We start from the raw sequence: 19,230 nt of genomic DNA on the forward strand, positions 1-19,230 counted from the left end.
TAAATTCACTGACAGAAAAGGCTAATGCCATGAGCAGTACTTTTTATATTCCAGCGGTCAATATTATCGGCGAGAATGCCCTTAAAGATGCGGCCACGCAAATTGATAACTATGGCTTTAAACAAGCCTTGATAGTCACCGACCCCGGCATGACCAAACTGGGCGTTACTGCCGAAATCGAAGCCCTGCTAAAAGAGCATGGAATAGACAGTCTGGTTTACGATGGCGTACAACCCAACCCGACAGTGACGAACGTTAAAGCCGGGCTAGATGTTCTGCAGAAGCATCAATGCGATTGTGTTATTTCACTTGGTGGTGGTTCAGCTCACGACTGCGCCAAGGGCATAGCACTGGTTGCCACTAATGGCGCGCAAATTGGCGACTATGAGGGTGTTGATGTCTCGAAAAAGCCACAACTGCCACTCATTAGTATTAATACCACCGCAGGCACAGCATCTGAAATGACCCGCTTCTGCATCATTACCGATCCGGAACGCCATATTAAAATGGCAATTGTCGACCAAAACGTGACACCTATTCTTTCTGTTAACGACCCAAGATTAATGGTCGGCATGCCTGCCAGCTTGACTGCAGCAACGGGTATGGATGCTTTGACGCATGCCGTTGAAGCTTATGTATCTACCGACGCTACGCCGATTACCGATGCCTGTGCCATAAAAGCCATAGAGATTATCCGGGACAATCTTCACGAAGCGGTTCATAACGGAGCAAATATGGAAGCTCGTGAGCAAATGGCTTACGCACAGTTCCTGGCGGGCATGGCGTTTAACAATGCGTCTCTCGGTTATGTACATGCCATGGCCCACCAACTCGGCGGATTCTACGATTTACCGCACGGTGTCTGTAACGCGGTTTTATTGCCTCATGTGCAACGCTACAACAGTCAGGTTATCGCACCGCGCCTGAAAGACATTGGTAAAGCACTGGGCGCAGAAGTACAGGGATTAACAGACAAAGAAGGTGCTGATGCTGCTATTGCCGCCATTGTCGAACTGTCTCAAAGCGTTAATATTCCGGCTGGTCTGGAAGAACTGGGGGCAAAAGAAGAGGACTTTAGTACATTGGCAGACAATGCGATGAAAGACGCTTGTGGCCTGACTAATCCAATTCAACCCAGTCACGAAGACGTTGTTGCTATTTTTAAAGCGGCTTTTTAACCGGAGTCACCGAAACTTAACTGCTCAGGATCGGGCCACCTATGGAGGTGGCTTGATCCTCAATGCTCTTGTGCATAAACATAAGCTGGCGCAACTTGCAGGCTTCGCGCAGCAGAGCTATAGCCGCAGGGTGATCTGACGAAAGCGTATTCTGTAGCTGCTGAAAATTATGTAATGTCCTACTTAACAGAGAAATGCCACAATTCACGCGATTTTGACGATGATATGTCTCAGACAAATTCTGCACCGCAATTGACAGGCAAATAATAACCTCGCCAGCCTGCTCGTTCTGGTGTTTCAGAATATCACTCAAGTGTTCTCGTAGCAGGAGAATGCTATTCATATAGTAATGATTGGCATTTTGCCATTGCCCCTGCTCAAACTCATAATTACCCATACGCTGTAACACTTTCCAATTCTGAATGAGTTCCATAGCAACCTCCTGTGTTGTTCATCAGCATGCCTTGCAATTTAAATAAATGCAAATGATAATAATTATCGTTACATTAACTAATCAGGAGTTAACTATGTCATTTGAATTACCTGCGTTACCCTATACTTACGATGCCCTTGAACCTCATGTTGATGCCATGACAATGGAAATTCACCATCAGCGACATCACCAGAACTATGTCAACGGTCTAAACCAAGTGCTGGCCGACACCCGTTACGAAAAATGGGACTTATCTGAACTGTTACGACAAATTCAGAGTATACCTAGTAATATGCAGTCTGCAGTGCGTAATCATGGTGGGGGTCATGCTAACCACTCATTGTTCTGGCAAGTTATGTCACCTCAGGGCGGTGGCAAGCCAACGGGCAAACTGGCTAAAGCCATAGAGAGCGACATTGGTAGCTTTCAGAATTTCAAAGAGCAATTCACTCAGGCAGCGGTCAGTCGGTTTGGTAGCGGCTGGGCCTGGTTAGTGCTTAATGCTAACGGACAACTTGAAATAACCAGTACAGCCAATCAGGATAGTCCTTTAATGGATGGACTGACTCCCATACTAGGATTGGATGTATGGGAACACGCATACTATTTAAAGTATCAGAACAAACGTGCAGACTATATTGCAGCATTTTATGAAGTGATTCACTGGCCGGAAGTTGCCAGACGTTTTGAGGAGAATAAATGAAGGTAATGGAGTTATTTCAACCTGGCTGGCGACTTGGAAGCAAGCTGCTTGCCTGGTGCGCCCTGGTGCTGGGCGCGGGCTATGGTCTGTATCAGCTCATTCTCCTAATGCAGTATCAAGACCATGTACGCTACGCCTTTTATGCAGGAATGATGGCTGCCGGTGCAACCGCTTTAGGCACTCTTCCGGCTCTGTTCTCCAATCAGTTATCTAGTCGTTTACATGCTGCAATGCTGGGGTTTGGCGCTGGTGTCATGCTGGCGGCCAGTATTTTTTCTCTCATTATACCGGCGTTAAACTTGTTTGAAGCGGCAGCACAAACGGCTTGGCAAGGCCCACTTAAAGTAGCTGCCGCTATTCTCCTGGGCTCTTTTTTGATGATGGCTCTGGAGCGCAGTGTACCGCATGAGCACTTTATTAAAGGTACTGAAGGGCATCAGGCGCTGATATTAAAACGCAGCTGGTTGTTTGTTATTGCCATTATCCTGCACAATATTCCGGAGGGACTGGCAATTGGCGTAGCTTATGCGGGCGAAGATACCGTTGGAGCGTCGACTCTGGCAACCGGTATTTCTGTACAAGACATACCGGAAGGTTTTGTCGTAGCCATGGCCTTACTGGCTGCCGGTTATAGCCGCAGACTTTCTATTGGAGTAGGTATGCTATCGGGGCTAGTAGAGCCTTTAATGGCTGTTATTGGTGCCATTGCATTGAGCAACTCAGCTGTGCTGCCCTGGGGGTTGGCTATGGCCGCGGGCGCTATGCTGTTCGTCATCAGTCATGAAATGATTCCCGAATCACACAGAAAAGGCCACGAAATGTCCGCAACGAACGGCCTTATGCTGGGTTTTGTGCTGATGTTTGTACTGGATACCGCTTTGGGTAGTTAGCTATTACTTTAATTAACGCGGCATCCAGGTAGCTGTTACAGAAGTATCCCGTTACAGCCCTCTTTAAAAGACGTAGCAAGCTCAGTTAATTGATGCCAGTATCGTTTTTTCGTTAAATAGACTACTTTCGAACAAAGCGACACATACCTTTCCCGAGGTTTTCGCCGTCTCGCGCAATAAACTCATAGTTCTGATAAAAAGCCTCTTTTCCTTTAGCTGCGAGTAGACCAATCGTTGAACCCTCGGGACATGCTTTACTTAAATAGTTTTCCACTCTTTCCATAAGCACACGGCCAATACCATAGCCTTGGTATTCAGGACTGACTAAAACGTCCTGAATATAAAAGTAGATGAAACCATCACCAACAACTCGTGCCATACCTATAAGGTTTTCCGCGTGCCGGATTGAAACATTGAACAATGAGTTATCTAAACTCTTTTTTGCGATATTCTGCTCAACACTGTCCCAGCCCAATTTGCCGCGTAATTCGAGGTATTCGCGGGCTGTGGGTGGTTCGTCATTTATTATGTAGTTTAGTTTTTTCATTGTGTGCTTTTAATCTTCTACTCAGCCTCCCCACAATTAGGAATAGCATTAATATTGCGCTGTATGTCGCCGTCTAATTTAGTGACGTCCATATCCTCAAGGAACAAGAAAAAGTCTTCATCATCCTGGGTTTTTAAATAAACGTTCAGCTCAGAATTGCCCCAAGAAAAATTCTCGTCGCGACAGGCAGAAATCAGTCTCACGTTCATACTGCCCGCTCCTCCTTTTTCATTGTTTTCGCGGTAGTCTTTAACCATCTTTTGTCCTTCAGCCATTGTTTGCGCATCTTCTTTTGATAGCTGCAAGACTGTTATTTTTTCATTTTCCTCAATGTTTTCTTTTAAGCTATCAGGAACCGCGTAGTCTTCATTAATAATTACCGGGAAGTGATGGTCAAAACTGGTACTTGGGTCGTTAGTTCGAAAACTGAAATCGATGACCACATCGCCGTCTCGCACGTTAACTCCATTCGGAGCCACAACAGCCACAACCAGCTGCTTAGGATCTGTTTCTAATGGATTCAGGTTCATCATTTTAATCATGGTACTGAGTGGAATATTACTGCATGCCGTTGCCAGAGTTAGAATGCTGGCTAATAAAATTATTTTTATTTTATTCACAATGAGTCCTAATTATAAAAACCAAATGTTGAATTACATCTTGTATTGTTGAAAAAATGTAACCCCTGTAGCTAGCTGACTATGGTTATGCAGTAAAGTTTCAATTTTGGTTTAGGAAATTCATTTTCGGCGAGCACCGATAAAAGAAGTAAGAGCCGGGGAATTGGCTATTATTTTGGTGTATTAAGAAGTTATAAAGCGTACCAAACGTGCAACACCAGGATACCTTTCAGCTTGGCTCATTACCGTCATAACGTGGTAAATCGGCATCTAAATCGTCCCAGCTTGCTCTTGATGAGACAAAATTGTGAGATATTGGCTTTTCAGCTATGTCTGAGTCCAAAATACCCAGTCTAAGGCGCAGTCTTTCCGGCAAATTTTCATTACTGTTGAAAATTGGAGATGCACACTTTTTACAAAAATGTCGTCTTTTACCAGGTGCAGTCTGGTAATAAGTAATGAAGTCTTTTCCCTCTTTAATAACTAAGTCACTTGTGGCTATAAACCCATTCGTAGCGTAAGCCGTACCGCTACTCTTTCTGCACCTGGAACAATGGCAATGAATAATTGAGTCTATCCCGCCATGAATTTCTAATTTAACAGCTCCGCAAAGACAGCTACCTCGGTACATAAATATCCTTAATTTTCGCCACTAAAAACGATTATTTAGACCATGCGCCATCTGCCGCTAGTCCGAGCAAACGACGAAATTTCGGACACTCCATATGGCTTGGCGCGGAACAAGCGGCAGCATGTCGAAGGCCGTCGCGCATCCCTATTAACTTCTTGATTGTTCTATCCAGTTCATCGGCTTTATTCGCTAATAATTCTCTATCTATATTGGGTTTTCCCTTTGAGCCAATCATGCGCGCAATTTCATCAAGTGAAAAACCTGCCGCACGCCCAAGAGCGATCAATGCCAATTGATCTAGTATGTTCGCGTTAAAAACCCTACGCAACCCTTGCCGTCCGACAGAGCTGATCAGCCCTTTCTCCTCATAGAATCGCAAAGTAGAAGCTGGCAATCCAGAAAGTTTGGCGACCTTAGCAATATCCATAAATTCCTCTTGACCTCAAGTTAACTTTAAGTTGTACGCTGTCATTGGTTCAAAATTAAGACGAACAAAAAGGATAATTATGAACAATTTGCTAGTTATAGTATTCATCGGATTTGGAGCAACTGCAGTTATGGATTTGTGGAGTATCGCGCGTAAATCGCTGTTTGGTATTCCTCTTCCAAACTATGGAATGGTTGGGCGCTGGATTGCCCACATGCCTCACGGTCAATTCAGGCATAACTCCATTGCGAAGTCCTGCCAGGTAACCGGGGAGCATATTATAGGATGGACCGCACACTATTTGATAGGCACGATTTTCGCTGCATTACTCATTATTATTTGGGGAGAATCATGGGTTCATAATCCAACAATTACCCCGGCACTACTCGTCGGTATAGCTACCGTTTTAGCTCCTTTTCTCATTATGCAGCCAGGTATGGGAGCAGGTATTGCAGCGTCCAAAACCCACAATCCTGCCTCTGCCCGACTACATAGCTTAATAACGCACACAGTTTTTGGGTTCGGCTTATATGTATCCGGCTGGGTAGTAAAACTTTTTTACTCAATATAAAAGTTCTACTTAGCAAACTTTAGCGACTAACGGCTAAAACGAGTTAGGCGCTAATGGATTTCGATTTTGCACTGAGAGATATAAAAAAAGCCCGACACCAATAATTATCAATGCATCGAGAATGCAGAGCGTTCCAAATTATAGTATTCGGTCCAGATACGGGACAGTAACCACCTGTTAAATGTTTAATGCACACTGACCTTAGAAAAAACGTTGAGAACTACAACCCCAGCAACAATTAGCGCCATGCCAATAATGCTGGCAAAATCTAATTTCTGATCAAAAATCAACCACCCCACTGCAGAAATCAATACGATTCCTAACCCAGCCCAAATAGCGTAAGCAATACCAACAGGGACAGTTTTTAAAGCCATAGAAAGACAATAGAATGCAATAACGTATCCTAGAATAACTAGTAGGCTCGGCCAAAGTTTTGTAAACCCCGCACTTGCTTTCAAGCTAGAAGTTGCCACCACTTCAGCGGCAATTGCAACACCAAGAAACAACCAACTTTTCATTCTAACTCTCCAAATAAAATATCGAAGAGCATTTTACTTAAACACCTTTAAAAAGTGCAGTCTTGTTATATCTATGCACCTGTGCGCAAAGCTCGTGAAGAATATTGTTTCTAATATATAGTGCTACAGAAAATCTAAGAGGTATGGTCAGTGGTGGTGATGTTTTTTAAGTCGCTCGCGACGTCAAAAATTAGGCTAGGCCTTAATTACAGAGCTTTCGCATCCAAAGTGTTTACCCAGCATATAATTAATTTTCATTAAATATACGAACATTTCCCCAAAAGCGACTGTACTTCCCTACTATCTTCACTGTTGAATTAACGGCAGCATTAACTTTCAACTTTTTCGATTTTCGTTTAATCAAGCTATGCTGAAGTGCCTGTATCTCATAACTTCCTGGTTCAACATCAACCGATATTGTTTCGCCGAAAGAGCCTGTCCCGACTCCCTCTCCATTAACAAGGAGTTCAACCTCAGGTTTTAAAATTATAGGCCCTTTAATCGGTTTTATATTCAACTCAATTCTTGTCATTTTATTTATCCTTTTGATAAGGAGCATAGCTGGCGGTCGTTTGTTTTAGATCGCACCTGACGTGAACGTCAGGCTACGCCGTCCGAGATAGCCACATTCATCATAAGCCTTGTTTTGCTTGCTGCCAGAGGGATTCGAGTTCGTCGAGTTTGCAGTCGGTTGGGTGTTTGCCTTGCTGGCTTAAGCTTTGCTCAATGTGCTGAAAGCGGCTTTTGAACTTTTCGTTGGCGCGTTGCAGCGCGGCTTCGGGGTTCACTTGTTTGTGCCGGGCGAGGTTAACTACGGCAAACAGTAAGTCGCCAATTTCTTCTTCAATGTGGTCCTGGTCGGTAGCTTCTTTTACTTCCTGAATCTCTTCGTCAACTTTGGCGTAAACCGGTTCGGCTTCGGTCCAGTCAAAACCTACTGATGCGGCACGCTTTTGCAGTTTGGCAGCTTTTAAAATACTGGGCAGTTGACTGGGTATGTCGTCAAACACAGAGCCTTTGGCATCTTTCTTTGTGCGCTCCTGCTGCTTTATCTGTTCCCACTGGGCTTTAATTTCAGCGTCAGACAGGTTGCGCTCCGCATCGGTGCCAAATACATGCGGGTGTCGGCTTATCAGCTTTTCGGCAGTATGTGCAGCTATGTCATCCAGCTCAAATTGCTGCTCTTCGCGCGCTAACTGAGCATAAAACACCACCTGAAACAGTAAATCTCCCAGCTCATCTTTTATCGACTGCCAGTTACCCGACTGAATGGCATCTACCACTTCGTAGGTTTCCTCTATGGTGTAAGGAATTAACGAGGTCATGTTCTGCTTTAAATCCCAGGGGCAGCCGCTTTCTGGGTTGCGTAACTGAGTCATAACCTGTTGCAGTTGTTGCATGCCTTTCACTGAGGTACCTCTATTGTTTCAACTAAAGCTTTAAAGTAATGCGCTGAACTTGCTCCACACCGTGAACCTGGCGCAGTCTGTCTGTAATGCGGCTCAACGCGTCGCTGTCTTTTACGGTCAGAGTTAACACTACGGTAGCCGACTGTGACTGCGCATCGCTTTCGCTGTCCATTTGCGCCACTGCCGCCTTTTCGTTCGACAGCACGCTGGTAATGTCATGCAACAAACCGTTACGGTCTAAGGCTGACACACGCAGGCTTGCACGGTATTCCTGTTTGGAGTGTCCCGACCAGGACACTTCAATACCCCGCTCAGGGTGCTGATGCAATAAATGCTTCAATTGATCGCAGTCGCTATGGTGCACAGATACGCCCCGCCCCTGAGTAATAAACCCGGTAATGGGCTCACCCGGCAGCGGCTCGCAACAGTTTGCAAAGTGCATCATCAGGTTACCAATACCCTCTACCGTAACGTCAGACTTCGGCGTTTTGGGTGACTGCTTGGCTTTACGACGTTTTGTTAAGCGCTCTACTTTGTCGGCTTCGGTTTCCTGCGGTTTCAGGAAGTTCACCACTTGGTGCAAGCGCACGTCGCCGGCACCAATAGCGGCTAACAAATCGTCCAGCGTCGGAACGTTAAAACGCTCGACCGCTTTACTAGCATCTGCCACATGCAGTTGATACTTCTGCAGTTCGTTTTCCAGTAACTCTTTACCGGCCTGCAGGTTCTTTTCTCTGTCTTCTTTTTTGAAGTAGGTGTGAACCTTGGCTCGTGCCCGTGACGAATGTAGGTAACCCAATTGCGGGTTTAACCAGTCGCGCCGTGGCTGGGCATTTTTCTGAGTCAGAATTTCAACCCGGTCACCGTTTTGCAGCTGGTAAGTAAAAGGCACAATGCGGCTGTCTATTTTCGCGCCAATGCACTTATGCCCTACCTGACTGTGAATATAGTAAGCAAAATCGAGCGGGGTTGAGCCCATGGGCAAATCCACTACCTCGCCCTTCGGGGTAAACACGTACACACGGTCTTCAAACACCTGCGAGCGAATTTCATCTACCAGAGTTTCGCTGCCGGCCATGTCTTCGTGCCAGGCCAGTAGCTTACGCAGCCAGGCTATTTTGTCTTCAAAACCGTGGCGTTTACCAGCGGCTGCGCCCTCTTTGTACATCCAGTGCGCGGCTACGCCCAACTCGGCGTCGTCGTGCATGTCGTGCGAGCGTATCTGAATTTCAACGTTCTTGTGTTCAGGCCCTATAACCACGGTGTGAATGGACTGATAGCCGTTGGGTTTAGGCGTTGCTACGTAGTCGTCAAACTCGGACGCAATATGGCGCCAACTGGAATGCACCACGCCCAGTGCGGCGTAACAGTCTTTCAGGTTATGGGTCAGAATTCGTACAGCACGAATGTCGAACAGTTGGTCAAACTGCAGGTGCTTTTTCTGCATTTTGCGCCAAATAGAATAAATATGTTTGGGGCGGCCATAGACATCGGCATCAATACCCTGCTGCTTCAGCGACTCCTGCAACCCCGAGACAAAATTATCTATGTAGAGTTCGCGGTCGGTGCGGCGCTCATCTAAACGCTGAGCAATGGTTTTGTAGGTTTTAGGATGCAGGTAACGGAAAGAAATGTCCTCCAGCTCCCATTTCAGCTGCCCTATGCCTAACCGGTTAGCCAGCGGCGCGTATATTTCCGCGCACTCTTTAGCCGCCAGTACCCGGGTTTCTTCGTCGGCTTTCTTTACTTCGCGCAGGTAGCAAATGCGTTCGGCCAGCTTTATCAGCACCGCTCGCACATCCTCCACCATAGACAGTAACATGCGTCGTACGTTGTCTATCTGGCTGCCGTCTGGCTGGCCGTGTTGGAAGTGTTGTAAGTCACCAATGCTTTGCATTTGCTGTACGTTACGCAGTAGCACAATCAGGGTTTTCGATTGTTTACCAGTGAGTTTGTCTAAATCGAGCTTGCCAGCTTCCAACAATGGCACATACAACGCCGCCAGCAAGGATTCTGCATCCAGCTTTAGTGGTGCCAGTATTTCGACCATTTCCTGGCCTTTCAGCAAGGCTTCAGCTTCCTCAGGAAACTGCTGCTTCAGTTGCTGAAAAGTACTTTCTAACGGCTCAGGATCACTCACAGCGTTCAGCCAATGCTGTTCACTGTCTTTGTATTTGGGGTCATCCACGTGGGTACTGCGTACATGGACCATGATTTACGACGCTCTCTCCAGACAAACCATAGTTTCAATGTGATGGGTTTGCGGAAACATGTCAACTGTACTCAGGCCAATTATGCGGTAATTACAGCCCTTGCTTTCGGTTAGCATGCCGGCAATATCCCGCGCCAAAGTATCCGGAGCGCAGGAAACATACAAAATGCGTTGTGGTCTGTGTTCGGGCTTCAGCTTATGCAGCAACTTCACCACACCTTCAGCCCCCGGTCTTGCAGGATCTAAACACCACAAATCGGCGGGCTCACCTAAGTCTGAAGCGGTAATTTCGTTTAAGTCGGCGCTAAGTGAACTCAGGTTATCCATCCCGTTGTTTTCAGCATTAATGCGTGTCTGCTCAGCCATGCGGTAAACACCTTCTACCGCCAGTACCGACTTTGCCCGGCGCGCTAACGGAAGACTGAAGTTGCCAATACCGGCGAAAAAGTCATACACGCGCTGTGTTTTTTCTGGCTTCAGCCAGTCCATAGCCTGTTGCACCATGCGCTGGTTAATACCGCCGTTAACTTGTAGGAAGTCACCCGGCTGAAAATACAGTTTGTCACCGTCAATGCTGGTATCAAAAGGCATTGCTGCACCAGCTAAAGGCTGCAGATCGTTCTCGCTCTGTAACCAAATATCGGTTTTATTGGCTGTTTGCCACTTCTGCAACGCCTGCATGGCGTCACCCGGCAGCGCTTCCGTGATACGCAGCAAAATAATAGGGGTATTGGTATTAATAGCCTCAATATGACCGAGCTTGCTGGCAACAGCCGATGTATTTAATAAAGGGTATAGGGCATTGACGCGTTGCAGCAGAATTTCATCGGCTACCAGGCAGTCCTGTATGGCGACAATATGGTGGCTTTGTGCTTCTCTGAAGCCAATCAGCAACTTTTGCTCTTTGCCCAGCCAGCGCGTTGCCAGCCTCACTCTGCGACGGTAACGCATCGGTTCGCTGATCAGCGGTTCCTGCCATGGCAGACTGCTGGTTTGGGGATTAAATACGCCGAATTTCTGAAACAGCTCTTCCACCACTTGCCGCTTATGAGCCAGTTGTTTTTGCTCGTCTATGTGCTGAAAGTCGCAACCTCCACAGCTAGCATAATACTGACAAGGCGCTTCGCGACGGTCGCTACTGGGCTCCAGAATACGCTCTAAATGACCACTATGTTTGCCGGCAGTTTTGTACTCTATAACTTCGCCCGGCAAGGCGCCCATGATAAAACGGGTGGGCTGACCTTTTACAGCTGCACGTACAACCGCACGCGCCTGATGGTCAAGTGCTGACACCTGACCTTTTAGGGTTTTACTTACGGACTTATTGCGCTTCTGCGGCTTAAAAAATTGCGCCATGTTGGTTTTGCTTTACCTAATTTATTTCTAATCTATTTCTAAAATAACCGTTGCTACCGCGTAGTGCTTTTCGTCACTAATGGATAAATGACTGCCGGTAATGCCCTGCTCTTTTACCCATTGTGCGGCGGTTTCGGTAAAATGCCATTCAGGTTTACCGTATTCGTTATGCACTACTTGCATATGCTGAAAAGACAATCCGGCGGAAATACCACGACCAAAGGCCTTGGAACAGGCTTCTTTGGCAGCAAAACGTTTGGCAAGAAAAGCCGCTTCATCAACCGAGGCTGTCATTTCTTCCTGTTCTTTTGGCGTTAACACGCGTTTCACTAAACTGTTGCCACGCGCTAACGACTGCTCTATACGGGCTACTTCAACAATGTCAGTACCTAAGCCCCAAATTGCCATTAGCGTGCCTTATCTAAAATATTGCGCATATCGCGCACAGCCTGATCCAAGCCAACCAATACCGCGCGGGCAATAATCGAATGACCAATATTCAATTCACAAACTTGTGGGATTTCCGCCACTTCTAATGTGTTGTGATAGTGCAGACCGTGCCCCACATTCACCTGCAAACCAATGGAATGCGCGTATTCTGACGCTTCCATTAAGCGAGCCAGTTCAACGGTACGCTGCTCTTCAGTTTCAGCCTCAGCGTATTGCCCGGTGTGCAACTCCACAATGGGTGCACCGGCTTTTTTAGCGGCGTCTATTTGCTCATGGTCAGCGTCAATAAACAACGACACCTGAATACCGGCATCGCTTAAGCGACGAGTGGCATCGGTAATCGTTTCTAACTGACCAGCAACATTCAGGCCACCTTCCGTGGTCAGTTCCTGGCGTTTTTCAGGTACCAGACAACTGTAGGTAGGCTGCGTTTTTATCGCTATATTGAGCATTTCCTCGGTAACCGCCATTTCCAGATTCATGGGCACATTCAGTGTTTGCTTCAGCATGGCAACGTCGCGGTCAGTAATATGACGGCGGTCTTCACGCAAATGAATGGTAATGCCGTCGGCACCAGCTTGTTCGGCAATAGCTGCCGCAGCTACCGGGTCGGGATAACGAACTCCACGTGCGTTACGCAACGTGGCCACATGGTCAATGTTAACGCCCAGGCGTAAACCTTTCATTATTCAGCTCCTTTCGCTTTCGGCTAGTTCTTCGCAATTCACTGACGCTTAGTGCCGCGGAACAGTTCACGACTGCGCAGCGGTTTGTCACCTAAATAAACCGCTAAGGCGTCACGCATAATATATTTTAGCAGTCTTAAACGGCTTTCGTCGTCAACATCCCACGCGGCCAGTTTCTGAATATCCGCCACCGAATACGCTCGTTGTTGATTGTCTCTGGCTTGGGTCACAAAGCCATGATCGGGAATAAAATAACACCACTTCGAGTCCGACAGTGCATGGCCGGTGTCGGCGTCATAATGCCAGTCAAACGCCGCTCCCAAATGCTGTAATAACTGCCATTCAAACTGACGTAAAGCTGGCTCTACGCGCTCGCTGTTGGTCATGTTTTGTAAGGCTGAAAAATAGCTTTCAAAAAGCTCGGGGGCTTCAGCTTCTGTCGGCACCAGCCGTTGAATTAACTCATTGAGGTAAAAGCCACTGTAAAGTTTATCGCCCTGCAACAGCAGTTTTTGGGTTGCCTGCTGCGGTTCCAGCAAGGTTAAGGTTTTTAAGTCGCTGCGCCCCTGAAACTCGGCCAACAGTGGCATAAAAGGTTGTGCTAAACCGCGCCAGGGGTTTTTCGGGCGCTTAGCGCCTTTAGCCACCACCCGAACTCGTCCTTTATCTTCAGTGAACAGGTCCAGAATGAGACTGGTTTCCTGATAGTCCCAACGATGCAACACCAGTGCCCGCTGCGCCACCGGTTAATCTTCCCGGTAGCCCAGACTTTTCAACGCTCGTTCGTCGTCCGACCAACCAGATTTGACCTTCACCCAAAGTTTCATCATGACTTTGTTGTCCAGCAGTTTTTCTAAATCGCGCCGGGCTTCAGTGCCTATGGTTTTCAGTTTACTGCCACCCTGGCCGATGATCATCCGCTTCTGCGCTTCACGCTCAACCAGTATTAAGGCATGAATGTGAGTGGTGCCTTTTTCAGACTGACCAAACTGCTCAATTTCCACCGTAGTTTCATACGGCAGTTCGTCGCCGGTAAAACGCATAAGCTTTTCACGCACAATTTCTGCTGCCATAAAGCGTACAGAACGGTCGGTTACATAGTCTTCAGGATAATAATGATAGCCTGGCTGCAAATGCGAACGGACAATTTTTCTCAGCTCGTCGATGTTGGCGCCGTGTGTTGCCGATATAGGCAGAATGGCATCAAACTTATGCTGTTCATTCAGCCACTGCAAGTGCGGCAATAAGCGTTCTTTGTCTTTCAATTGGTCGACTTTATTAACCAGCAAGACCACCGGGACCTTACTGCGCTGAATTTTTTCCAGCACCATTTTATCGTCTTCCAGCCACTTTAGGTTTTCAACCACGAACAGCACTAAGTCTACGTCTTTTAACGCAGAGGAAGCAGTCTGGTTCATCACCCGGTTTATGGCACGAGGTTCTTCTTTGTGCATACCCGGCGTATCGACATAAATAGCCTGACAGCCATCGTCGGTGTCTACACCTAAAATACGGTGGCGGGTAGTCTGAGGCTTATTCGAGGTAATGCTGATTTTCTGCCCCAGCAACCGGTTAATCAGTGTGGATTTCCCCACATTCGGACGACCAACAATGGCGACGAAGCCGCTGTGTTTATTCTCGTCCAGTTCTATATCCAGCGTCATGCGCTCTCCTGCAAATGTTCTAATGCGGCCGTTGCTGCAGCCTGTTCGGCTTTACGGCGGCTGGTACCTGTGCCTTTAAAAGGGCTTTCGATACCTTCTACAGAACAGTTTACGGTAAATTGTTGATTGTGCGCCTGCCCTTGCGTAGCAACCACGTCGTACTCAGGTAAAGGCTTCTGACGCGACTGCAGTAACTCCTGCAGACGTGTTTTTGGATCTTTCTGGCTGGTGCCGGGCTCAATCAAGGTTAACTGGGGTTCAAACCAGTTAAGAATGACCTTCCGAATCGTATCCATGTCACTGTCGAGGTAAATGGCACCAATAATGGCTTCTACTGCATCGGCAAGAATCGACTCGCGACGATAACCGCCGCTTTTTAACTCGCCCTGACCCAGCGACAAAAAATCGCCCAGTCCCATTTTTTTACCCAACTTCGCCAAAGAGCGACCACAAACTATCGCGGCGCGCATGCGGCTTAAATCGCCTTCTGCTACTTTGGGAAACTTTTGATACAAAGCTTCAGCTATCACCAAGCCTAAAATAGAATCGCCCAGAAACTCCAGGCGTTCATTGTGTGTTGATGATGCGCTACGGTGGGTCATTGCCTGACGCAATAAATCCTGCTGTTCAAAGCTATGACCAACAATTTTTTCCAGTTCCGTTAAAGGTGGTTTGGGCAAACTCACTCAATACTCCCTAGCCTTTCAAATCGAACTCCCGTAGGAACCCACGACGGCAACCAACTATCGCTACTGCGATCCATTTCAAAACTCATCCAGATGAATACCGCTTTGCCAACCAGCAGTTCTTCGTCAACGAAGCCCCAGTAGCGGCTATCACGAGAATTATCGCGGTTATCACCCATAGCAAAATACTGGCCTTCCGGCACCACCCACTCGTCTTTCTGTGTGCCCGGCTGATTAAAATACGACATAGTCCGTGGCGCAACGCGTGGGTCGATAAGAATTTCGTGGTTTACATCACCTAACTGTTCGTCATAGGTGCGTAAAGGTGACGAACCGGAGAAATACTCACCATCTGCTTTTAACGAGGTGGACACCACCTTCATTTCTTCACAGTCTTTCTGACCTACCGCACAGGCCGGTTGAATATAAAGCGACTTGTTACGGTAGATAATACGGTCGCCGGGTAAGCCAACAATACGCTTTATAAAATCAATATTTGGTTCTTCTGGGTACTTAAATACCGCAATATCACCGCGTTCCGGCATTGAGGTATCTACCAAGGTTTCCTGAAAAAGCGGATCTTTAATGCCATAGGAAAACTTCTCTACCAGAATAAAGTCTCCTTTCAGCAAGGTTGGCATCATTGAGCCTGACGGTATCTGGAACGGCTCGTATAACAAAGTACGTACCACCAGTACTAAAGCAATAACCGGAAAAATAGACTCGCTCAGCTCCATAAGTTTAGGCTGAGGCGCCAGAGTGTCAATTTGCTCTTCGGTTAAAGCCTTGGTTGTTTTTGTCTCAACTTCAGCAATAACCGCTTTACGCTTTGGCTTTAACACTCTCGCATCGTAAAGCCATAATAACCCGGACAGAACAGTAATAACGGTTAAAATAATTGAAAAATAATTGGCCATTTCCTATTTGCCTACTTTTAAAACCGCAAGGAAGGCTTCCTGAGGTACTTCTACGTTACCCAGGTTCTTCATGCGCTTTTTACCCTCTTTTTGTTTTTGTAAAAGCTTCTTCTTACGACTAACGTCACCGCCATAACACTTAGCTGTTACGTTTTTACGCAGCTGCTTGACCGTTGAGCGCGCAATAACATGGTTGCCAATGGTCGCCTGAATGGCAATATCAAACATTTGTCGTGGAATTAACTCACGCATTTTATCAACTAACATGCGGCCGCGCCCTTCAGCGTGATCACGGTGGGTGATCATTGCCAGAGCATCTACCCGGTCGCCGTTAATCAGTATATCGACACGAACCATGTCCGCAGGTTCAAATTTCTTGAACTGATAATCCAGTGAAGCGTAACCACGACTGGTCGATTTTAGCCGGTCGAAGAAATCCATAACCACTTCTGCCATAGGCAGCTCGTAAGTGACCGCAACTTGTTTACCGTGATAAGCCATAGCCGTTTGTACGCCGCGCTTATCAACACATAAAGTAATAACATTACCCAAAAACTCTTGCGGAACCAAAATGTTGGCTTCCACAATAGGTTCGTAAATGGTTTCAATATCGTTAACCGCCGGCAAGTTCACCGGGTTGTCCACTTTGACTATGCTGCCATCGGTTTTTTCAACTTCGTAAACAACCGTCGGTGCAGTGGTAATCAGGTCTATGTCGTACTCACGCTCTAAACGTTCCTGAATAATCTCCATGTGCAGCATGCCAAGGAAACCACAACGGAAACCAAAACCAAGTGCAGCAGAGTTTTCTGGCTCATAAAAAAGCGACGCGTCGTTTAACGACAATTTCCCCAAAGCATCCCGGAACGACTCGTAATCCTCAGAGCTGATTGGGAACATACCTGCGTAAACCTGAGGTTTGACTTTTTTAAAGCCCGGTACGGGCTCTTTTGCCGGGCTCTTCGTGTTAGTTAGAGTGTCACCGACCGGTGCGCCCAGAATGTCTTTAATGCCCGAAATAACATAGCCCACCTCGCCAGTGTGCAAAATACCAGTTTCATGGGGTTTCGGGTCAAAATAGCCGACTTTATCAATTTGATACGACTGGCCAGTGGACATTACTGTCATTTTTTCACCAGCTCGCAGCGTTCCGTTACGCACGCGAACCAAAGAAACAACGCCCTGATAATTATCAAACCAGGAGTCAATAATCAGTGCCTGTAAAGGCTCTTCTGGTTCGCCCTTAGGCGGCGGTATTTGCCGGACAATGCGTTCAAGCACATCATCAATACCTAAACCAGTTTTAGCCGAGCATTGAACCGCATCCACAGCCTCAATCCCGACAATGTCTTCTATTTCCTGTGCCACGCCCATTGCATCGGCCTGTGGCAGATCAATTTTGTTCAGTACCGGAACAACTTCTAAGTCCATTTCTATAGCGGTGTAACAGTTTGCCAAAGTCTGTGCTTCAACACCCTGAGCTGCATCAACAACCAGTAGCGCACCTTCACAACCCGCCAGTGAACGCGATACTTCATAAGAGAAGTCAACGTGCCCCGGAGTATCGATGAAGTTTAACTGATAGGTCTCACCATCTTTAGCCGTGTAATAAAGGGTTACGCTCTGCGCTTTAATCGTAATACCCCGCTCGCGCTCCAAATCCATGGAATCGAGTACTTGCTCTGCCATTTCACGGTCGGTCAGTCCGCCACAATGCTGAATCAGACGATCCGACAAAGTCGACTTACCGTGGTCAATGTGAGCGATGATCGAGAAATTACGAATATTACTTTGCTTGAACGCCCTATTCGGCATTGATGATACCTCTGTAAAACTTAAATTCTGGAACTTAAAAAATTAGTCCCGATCATACTCATGTTAGCGGCAAGAACAAAGGACTTTATGACAGTTCAGGGGTTTCAGTGCTGAACTTCAGCCGCAACGCTTTCCAGTTTGACCATCGCATTGACTTGAATGTCACGTTTACGGAACCAGCGTTTTAATCCCCAAAAGGTAAAAGCAAAGCCAGCAAAGGACAGTAAAATAACAAAACCTTCGGATAACGTGCCTGTATTTTCCAGTAGCACAGCTAATAGCAGCAGTGTCAGTATGGGTAAACCGTAGAGTAGTAAAGCAAAGCGTGTTACTGCGGTTTCCGGTACTTCTAATTGCACTTGGTCGCCCGGGCTAAAACTTTGTTCAGTAACCACGGTAAACTGCGCATTTCGGTCAGCAAAAACTTTACTTAAAATGCCGGCACCACAGTTAGATACCTGCGCACAACCCGAGCAGGCAGTTTTCAACTGGGTGGTAACGGTTACGCGGTTGCCATCAACCGCTGTTACTTCTGCTATTTCTTTCATTATTTAACTTCTGCCGCTATGCGTTGAGCCATAGCTAAAGGTACCTGACCCACCACTGTCACAAGAAAGTTATTATAACGCTTTGAGAACAAAGTGTGTGAAGAAGATAGCGCGAGATCGGTTTCCATACCTTCTGTTAGCTCAGCCACATAAACAGAATATTCGGCGAGGCCATCGGAAAACAAATAATGGTCAACCGGCGTTGCATCAACAACAAGAGTGTGGCTTTGCTGGCTTAATAATTTGAACCCGCGCGGTGCCCACCGCGGCCCAACACTGTAGTTTGTTGCGCTTTGCACCCGGAGATCTTTTAACAGCGGCGGCATTTCAATATTGCTTATTTCTTTGGTTATCTCGGGAGCGGTATCACGAACCGATAAACTGGTTAGTTGCATTTGCTCCACAACATCGCCGGACTGATTCATCATGATCATTTTAAGCGGCATACCGTGCTTACGATCTATCCATAGTGCGTAGCTATAACGCTGGTTATCGCGGCTTAAAATACGAATATGCTGGGCGTTGCGACCTAAAACCCGTGCGCCACCGCCCACCATAACCTGATAGCTATGGCTGAGACGTTCAAAGGGCTCGGAGAACGCAGCCGGCAAGATAGCAGTAATAGTATCGGACTTTAGCGCGTAGTTACTGGCTGAGGTATTAAAATGGGCGACTTTGTTATTAACCCTTAAGATTCGAAAATCCGGACCATTCATTTGAATTAACAGTTCGGTACTTCCTATTTCCGGGTCGTTGCCCTGTAGCCACTGGTAAGGCTCAATCTGGTCGCCATGTACATGAACCAGAGAAGCTTCAAAGTTCAATTCAGTTAGCGCTTTTGCCATACGGTTGAACCAGTCAGCACCACTTTCTGCTTGTTCGCTAGTCTGTTGTGCGCTTACCGAAAAGGTTCCGGCGAATAAAACAGCGCCACATAAAATAGACCGGTACAACCGAGTTATCATAGCC

At 46.9% G+C, this 19,230-nt stretch carries 23 protein-coding genes; 4 read left to right on the forward strand and 19 right to left on the reverse strand.

The window, feature by feature from the left end; all coding sequences use genetic code 11:
- Positions 1–29: 29 nt before the first annotated feature.
- Complete coding sequence (yiaY, locus tag NJR55_RS08300; RefSeq protein ID WP_253619517.1) at positions 30–1,178, forward strand: L-threonine dehydrogenase; 1,149 nt, start codon at positions 30–32, stop codon at positions 1,176–1,178.
- 16 nt (positions 1,179–1,194) lie between these two features.
- Here yiaY and NJR55_RS08305 read toward each other — a convergent pair whose 3' ends face one another.
- Positions 1,195–1,611: a hypothetical protein gene (locus NJR55_RS08305; protein WP_253619519.1), complete on the reverse strand. Its 417-nt coding sequence runs from the start codon at positions 1,609–1,611 to the stop codon at positions 1,195–1,197.
- A 94-nt stretch (positions 1,612–1,705) separates the two neighbouring features.
- Here NJR55_RS08305 and NJR55_RS08310 point away from each other — a divergent pair, with 94 nt between their 5' ends.
- The gene (locus tag NJR55_RS08310; protein ID WP_253619521.1) at positions 1,706–2,314 is read left to right on the forward strand and encodes a superoxide dismutase; all 609 of its coding nucleotides are present in this window, start codon (positions 1,706–1,708) and stop codon (positions 2,312–2,314) included.
- Positions 2,311–3,204 (forward strand): ZIP family metal transporter, encoded by an 894-nt coding sequence (locus tag NJR55_RS08315; protein ID WP_253619523.1) that lies wholly within the window; start codon positions 2,311–2,313, stop codon positions 3,202–3,204. Before NJR55_RS08310 ends, NJR55_RS08315 begins: the two co-directional genes overlap by 4 nt.
- A gap of 121 nt (positions 3,205–3,325) precedes the next feature.
- On the opposite strand, the gene NJR55_RS08320 is transcribed toward NJR55_RS08315, so the two are convergent.
- The 4 genes from NJR55_RS08320 to NJR55_RS08335 all read right to left on the reverse strand — a co-directional run bounded on the left by NJR55_RS08320 (position 3,326) and on the right by NJR55_RS08335 (position 5,429).
- Positions 3,326–3,751, reverse strand: coding sequence for a GNAT family N-acetyltransferase (locus tag NJR55_RS08320; RefSeq protein WP_253619525.1), 426 nt, complete (start codon positions 3,749–3,751; stop codon positions 3,326–3,328).
- A gap of 17 nt (positions 3,752–3,768) precedes the next feature.
- Complete coding sequence (locus NJR55_RS08325) at positions 3,769–4,371, reverse strand: hypothetical protein (RefSeq protein ID WP_253619527.1); 603 nt, start codon at positions 4,369–4,371, stop codon at positions 3,769–3,771.
- A 229-nt stretch (positions 4,372–4,600) separates the two neighbouring features.
- Positions 4,601–5,002 (reverse strand): GFA family protein, encoded by a 402-nt coding sequence (locus tag NJR55_RS08330; RefSeq protein WP_253619529.1) that lies wholly within the window; start codon positions 5,000–5,002, stop codon positions 4,601–4,603.
- Between the two features lie 31 nt (positions 5,003–5,033).
- Positions 5,034–5,429, reverse strand: coding sequence for a helix-turn-helix domain-containing protein (locus NJR55_RS08335; RefSeq protein WP_253619531.1), 396 nt, complete (start codon positions 5,427–5,429; stop codon positions 5,034–5,036).
- Between the two features lie 79 nt (positions 5,430–5,508).
- Here NJR55_RS08335 and NJR55_RS08340 point away from each other — a divergent pair, with 79 nt between their 5' ends.
- Positions 5,509–6,000 carry a DUF2938 domain-containing protein gene (locus NJR55_RS08340; protein WP_253619533.1) on the forward strand — a complete coding sequence of 164 codons (492 nt, stop codon included), beginning with the start codon at positions 5,509–5,511 and terminating at the stop codon, positions 5,998–6,000.
- A 185-nt stretch (positions 6,001–6,185) separates the two neighbouring features.
- Here NJR55_RS08340 and NJR55_RS08345 read toward each other — a convergent pair whose 3' ends face one another.
- The 14 genes from NJR55_RS08345 to NJR55_RS08410 form a co-directional block, all read right to left on the reverse strand.
- Complete coding sequence (locus NJR55_RS08345) at positions 6,186–6,518, reverse strand: DMT family transporter (RefSeq protein ID WP_253619535.1); 333 nt, start codon at positions 6,516–6,518, stop codon at positions 6,186–6,188.
- 247 nt (positions 6,519–6,765) lie between these two features.
- Entirely contained in the window at positions 6,766–7,050 is a 285-nt protein-coding gene (locus NJR55_RS08350; protein ID WP_253619537.1) for a hypothetical protein, read from the reverse strand.
- A 100-nt stretch (positions 7,051–7,150) separates the two neighbouring features.
- The gene (gene mazG / locus NJR55_RS08355) at positions 7,151–7,927 is read right to left on the reverse strand and encodes a nucleoside triphosphate pyrophosphohydrolase (protein ID WP_253619538.1); all 777 of its coding nucleotides are present in this window, start codon (positions 7,925–7,927) and stop codon (positions 7,151–7,153) included.
- Positions 7,928–7,949: 22 nt separating this feature from the next.
- A complete protein-coding gene (gene relA / locus NJR55_RS08360) occupies positions 7,950–10,139 on the reverse strand; it encodes a GTP diphosphokinase (RefSeq protein WP_253619539.1) in 2,190 nt (729 codons plus the stop codon).
- A 3-nt stretch (positions 10,140–10,142) separates the two neighbouring features.
- Positions 10,143–11,495, reverse strand: a complete 1,353-nt coding sequence (rlmD, locus tag NJR55_RS08365) for a 23S rRNA (uracil(1939)-C(5))-methyltransferase RlmD (protein WP_253619541.1) — start codon at positions 11,493–11,495, stop codon at positions 10,143–10,145.
- A gap of 27 nt (positions 11,496–11,522) precedes the next feature.
- Positions 11,523–11,903, reverse strand: a complete 381-nt coding sequence (gene acpS, locus NJR55_RS08370; protein ID WP_253619542.1) for a holo-ACP synthase — start codon at positions 11,901–11,903, stop codon at positions 11,523–11,525.
- A complete protein-coding gene (pdxJ, locus tag NJR55_RS08375; RefSeq protein ID WP_253619544.1) occupies positions 11,903–12,631 on the reverse strand; it encodes a pyridoxine 5'-phosphate synthase in 729 nt (242 codons plus the stop codon). The genes acpS and pdxJ overlap by 1 nt, the downstream gene beginning before the upstream one ends.
- Positions 12,632–12,669: 38 nt before the next feature.
- Entirely contained in the window at positions 12,670–13,374 is a 705-nt protein-coding gene (recO, locus tag NJR55_RS08380; protein WP_253619545.1) for a DNA repair protein RecO, read from the reverse strand.
- A 3-nt stretch (positions 13,375–13,377) separates the two neighbouring features.
- The gene (era, locus tag NJR55_RS08385; RefSeq protein ID WP_253619547.1) at positions 13,378–14,295 is read right to left on the reverse strand and encodes a GTPase Era; all 918 of its coding nucleotides are present in this window, start codon (positions 14,293–14,295) and stop codon (positions 13,378–13,380) included.
- Positions 14,292–14,981: a ribonuclease III gene (gene rnc / locus NJR55_RS08390; protein ID WP_253619550.1), complete on the reverse strand. Its 690-nt coding sequence runs from the start codon at positions 14,979–14,981 to the stop codon at positions 14,292–14,294. The genes era and rnc overlap by 4 nt, the downstream gene beginning before the upstream one ends.
- Positions 14,978–15,898 carry a signal peptidase I gene (gene lepB / locus NJR55_RS08395; protein ID WP_253619551.1) on the reverse strand — a complete coding sequence of 307 codons (921 nt, stop codon included), beginning with the start codon at positions 15,896–15,898 and terminating at the stop codon, positions 14,978–14,980. Before lepB ends, rnc begins: the two co-directional genes overlap by 4 nt.
- Before the next feature lie 3 nt (positions 15,899–15,901).
- A complete protein-coding gene (lepA, locus tag NJR55_RS08400; RefSeq protein WP_253619552.1) occupies positions 15,902–17,713 on the reverse strand; it encodes a translation elongation factor 4 in 1,812 nt (603 codons plus the stop codon).
- A 104-nt stretch (positions 17,714–17,817) separates the two neighbouring features.
- Entirely contained in the window at positions 17,818–18,261 is a 444-nt protein-coding gene (locus NJR55_RS08405) for a SoxR reducing system RseC family protein (protein ID WP_253619553.1), read from the reverse strand.
- Positions 18,261–19,226 carry a MucB/RseB C-terminal domain-containing protein gene (locus tag NJR55_RS08410; protein ID WP_253619554.1) on the reverse strand — a complete coding sequence of 322 codons (966 nt, stop codon included), beginning with the start codon at positions 19,224–19,226 and terminating at the stop codon, positions 18,261–18,263. Before NJR55_RS08410 ends, NJR55_RS08405 begins: the two co-directional genes overlap by 1 nt.
- Between the last annotated feature and the right edge of the window lie 4 nt (positions 19,227–19,230).

It is taken from the genome of Idiomarina rhizosphaerae (genome assembly GCF_024159085.1).
GTDB classification, from domain to species: domain Bacteria; phylum Pseudomonadota; class Gammaproteobacteria; order Enterobacterales; family Alteromonadaceae; genus Idiomarina; species Idiomarina rhizosphaerae.

What these genes read in the sequence shown, in the direction of transcription:
- acpS (WP_253619542.1), bottom strand. Translation starts at nt 11,903, where the DNA reads ATGGCAATTTGGGGCTTAGGTACTGACATTGTTGAAGTAGCCCGTATA.
- relA (WP_253619539.1), bottom strand. Translation starts at nt 10,139, where the DNA reads ATGGTCCATGTACGCAGTACCCACGTGGATGACCCCAAATACAAAGAC.
- NJR55_RS08335 (WP_253619531.1), bottom strand. Translation starts at nt 5,429, where the DNA reads ATGGATATTGCTAAGGTCGCCAAACTTTCTGGATTGCCAGCTTCTACT.
- NJR55_RS08340 (WP_253619533.1), top strand. Translation starts at nt 5,509, where the DNA reads ATGAACAATTTGCTAGTTATAGTATTCATCGGATTTGGAGCAACTGCA.
- lepA (WP_253619552.1), bottom strand. Translation starts at nt 17,713, where the DNA reads ATGCCGAATAGGGCGTTCAAGCAAAGTAATATTCGTAATTTCTCGATC.
- NJR55_RS08345 (WP_253619535.1), bottom strand. Translation starts at nt 6,518, where the DNA reads ATGAAAAGTTGGTTGTTTCTTGGTGTTGCAATTGCCGCTGAAGTGGTG.
- NJR55_RS08330 (WP_253619529.1), bottom strand. Translation starts at nt 5,002, where the DNA reads ATGTACCGAGGTAGCTGTCTTTGCGGAGCTGTTAAATTAGAAATTCAT.
- NJR55_RS08410 (WP_253619554.1), bottom strand. Translation starts at nt 19,226, where the DNA reads ATGATAACTCGGTTGTACCGGTCTATTTTATGTGGCGCTGTTTTATTC.
- yiaY (WP_253619517.1), top strand. Translation starts at nt 30, where the DNA reads ATGAGCAGTACTTTTTATATTCCAGCGGTCAATATTATCGGCGAGAAT.
- rlmD (WP_253619541.1), bottom strand. Translation starts at nt 11,495, where the DNA reads ATGGCGCAATTTTTTAAGCCGCAGAAGCGCAATAAGTCCGTAAGTAAA.
- pdxJ (WP_253619544.1), bottom strand. Translation starts at nt 12,631, where the DNA reads ATGAAAGGTTTACGCCTGGGCGTTAACATTGACCATGTGGCCACGTTG.
- NJR55_RS08405 (WP_253619553.1), bottom strand. Translation starts at nt 18,261, where the DNA reads ATGAAAGAAATAGCAGAAGTAACAGCGGTTGATGGCAACCGCGTAACC.
- NJR55_RS08305 (WP_253619519.1), bottom strand. Translation starts at nt 1,611, where the DNA reads ATGGAACTCATTCAGAATTGGAAAGTGTTACAGCGTATGGGTAATTAT.
- NJR55_RS08350 (WP_253619537.1), bottom strand. Translation starts at nt 7,050, where the DNA reads ATGACAAGAATTGAGTTGAATATAAAACCGATTAAAGGGCCTATAATT.
- NJR55_RS08315 (WP_253619523.1), top strand. Translation starts at nt 2,311, where the DNA reads ATGAAGGTAATGGAGTTATTTCAACCTGGCTGGCGACTTGGAAGCAAG.
- lepB (WP_253619551.1), bottom strand. Translation starts at nt 15,898, where the DNA reads ATGGCCAATTATTTTTCAATTATTTTAACCGTTATTACTGTTCTGTCC.
- NJR55_RS08310 (WP_253619521.1), top strand. Translation starts at nt 1,706, where the DNA reads ATGTCATTTGAATTACCTGCGTTACCCTATACTTACGATGCCCTTGAA.
- era (WP_253619547.1), bottom strand. Translation starts at nt 14,295, where the DNA reads ATGACGCTGGATATAGAACTGGACGAGAATAAACACAGCGGCTTCGTC.
- NJR55_RS08320 (WP_253619525.1), bottom strand. Translation starts at nt 3,751, where the DNA reads ATGAAAAAACTAAACTACATAATAAATGACGAACCACCCACAGCCCGC.